At 65.5% G+C, this 2,281-nt stretch carries 2 protein-coding genes and 1 pseudogene; all 3 read right to left on the bottom strand.

Annotation, left to right across the window (positions count from 1 at the left end; translation table 11 throughout):
• Positions 1-294, bottom strand: a pseudogene (locus FF041_RS39245) (hypothetical protein); the annotation flags it as partial.
• Positions 291-971 carry a hypothetical protein gene (locus FF041_RS22845; protein WP_153524540.1) on the bottom strand — a complete coding sequence of 227 codons (681 nt, stop codon included), beginning with the start codon at positions 969-971 and terminating at the stop codon, positions 291-293. The gene FF041_RS22845 and the pseudogene FF041_RS39245, both read right to left, overlap by 4 nt.
• Positions 972-1,266: 295 nt before the next feature.
• A partial coding sequence (locus FF041_RS22840) for a transcriptional regulator (protein WP_228388534.1) occupies positions 1,267-2,281 on the bottom strand: 1,015 nt, incomplete at its 5' end.

The following is a 2,281-nucleotide window of genomic DNA, read 5'->3' as shown; positions in this document are numbered from 1 at the left end:
GTGCGGTCCGTCCCGAACAGGACACACAGGAAGGGTGAGGATGGTCGTGGGAGCACTGCCGGTGTCCCAGTGAGCCCAGAGCATGCCCTGGCCCCAGCGGTCGACGGGCCACACCATCGCCCAGTGGAAACCCTCGCCGTGCCGCTCCAGGTGACAGCGGACGATGAACAGTTCCCCCGGATGCCTGGGGAGCGGGTCCGGCGAGGTCCGGCTGGCGAGCTGGGCCAGGGAGCGGGGCACGATGGAGCCCGCGCCACACATCGTCCGGACGGGTTCGGTGGTGGACGGGCTCACCGGGAACGCCCTCTGCGGATGAGGGGCGCGGCGGGCAGGGGGCTCGCCGGGCATACAGGCACGGGCACGGGCCAGACGATGACCGTGTACCGGCCGGTGTGGTCCCCGAAGGTGGAGATGACCGGCTGTCCGTCGCGTAGCCGACGGTAGGCGGCCTGGCGGATCGCGTCGTCACCGGCCCAGTTCCGCAGCGCGGTGGGTGCGTCGCCGTGCTCGGCGGTGAACGAGGGCGGCACCGGGCACAGGGCGTGCCGCCATGGAACATCGGGTGGGGGGTCGAGCCTGTCGGCGATGCGCACGGCCTGCGTACGCGTCCACCGCAGCGCCCGCCCGAGATAAGGCGTGGAGAACGTGCCGAGTATCGTCCCGGCGACCTCACCCGTGCCGTACACAGGCCCTTCGCCGGACACAGCCGCGAAGTAGGTGTGCTCCTGCCGGGGGTCGTCGTTCACGGCCGGTCCCTTGTCGAACTGGACCCGCCGCCGCCCTTCGGCCGGCTCGACGCGCCAATCAGCGGCGAACTCGGGATCACGCTCCAGTCGCCGTAACTCGGCCAGGAGTTTTCGGTGTTCGCGATCCTCCGGCATCAGAGACCACAACAAACGACGGGTGCCGGACCGTAGCCGAATCTCGGCGACCCCCACGACGAGCACCAGTGAGACCAGTAAGCGGGTCATCACGACACCCGCCCGATCCGACCGGCATCGTTTCGCTCACGGACCCGTTCGCGCAGCGAGAGCATCAGGGGAGAGTCGTGCGCAAGAGGGAGTGAACGAGGGTCCTCACCTGGTGTATGAGTCTGGTCCGTCAGACGCTCGGTGGGTTGAGCGTCCGACGCGTCGATGCCTCTGCTTACCGGCACTTCGCCACCTGCCCATTGATCGGCTAAGTGGCGAAGACGCTACGCATTTGATGGGTCACCGTCTGTGGCACTTCGGCTACCCATCCCATCAAAGAGCCCCACGGGTTCAACTACAGGGGCAAACCCACGAGATCGGCCATCTCGCGCATCTCGTCCGTCAGGGTCCGACGGCCCTTGACGATCTTTCCGAAGATATCGCGGGCATACCGCTGGTTGGGCAGCCATTCCGGGCTGCATTCCCTGATCTGTGCGAGCTTCCCGAATGCCTCTGAGTAATGGCCCGTCTTTGCGTAAGCGTCCGCCACGTCGAGAAAGTGCCGATTGCGATTGTTGGACGCTTGCGACCGTGCGGAGATTTTCTGGGAAAGGCGCAGCACCAGGTCCGGCTGGTCCATAACAGAAGCATTCTCGGCAGCTTGAAGTTTGACCCTGGTGGGGCCGAAATTCCGCATCCCTACCAGGTATGCACTGCGTGGCACGTATTCTCGCCCAAGTGCGGCAGCCGCCGAGTTGGCGAACCTGAGCGCATCCTGGGCGGCACCCTGTTGGGAGTTACGGATGGCTGCCCCCGATACCCTCAGGAGCATAATTCCCCAGGTACTCAGCTCTTCAGGGGACGCACGGGTAATACGGGGCTCGGTCTCGTCCGCCCACCTAACGGCAAGGTCGTACGCCTTGCCCAGATCTCCCTGTCGCAGCAGAAGCCAGCACCACGTGTTCATCGTCGCCGCCCCTTCCAGGCGGTCGGTGGCATCGTCCATGGCACGCCGCAAGGCGACTTCAGCCGCATTGAACTGGCGTGTCTGAACCATGAGCCACCCGGAAAGCTGCAATAGTTGAAAGCGAATCCCGCGTCCGTCATCTCCCAGCGCCTCAGCGTCCCGTAGCAGCGGTGGCATCACGTTAGCGAGCTTTGCGAACTCATCTTTCTGGAAGAGGGGTTCTGTCGCCCTCAGCGCATCTCCTACACCGGCTACTGTGGGTTGGTCGTCATCGGATCCGAGGGTAAGCGGTGGCTGTTCAAGGGCGGCGCGTAGGGCCTTCCATTGTTCCTCGGCACCTGGCCGGGGTCCCTCTCCGTTCGGACCGCCGGCCAGGCGCATGGTCGGCACCCGAAGCGCGACA

Source organism: Streptomyces jumonjinensis, assembly GCF_009600885.1.
Lineage (GTDB): Bacteria > Actinomycetota > Actinomycetes > Streptomycetales > Streptomycetaceae > Streptomyces > Streptomyces jumonjinensis.
Note: the sequence above shows the minus strand (reverse complement) of the source record. Positions and strands in the feature narration are given on the sequence as shown.

Excerpts from the sequence above, each read along its gene's own strand:
- FF041_RS22845 (WP_153524540.1), bottom strand. The coding sequence starts at position 971 with ATGACCCGCTTACTGGTCTCACTGGTGCTCGTCGTGGGGGTCGCCGAG.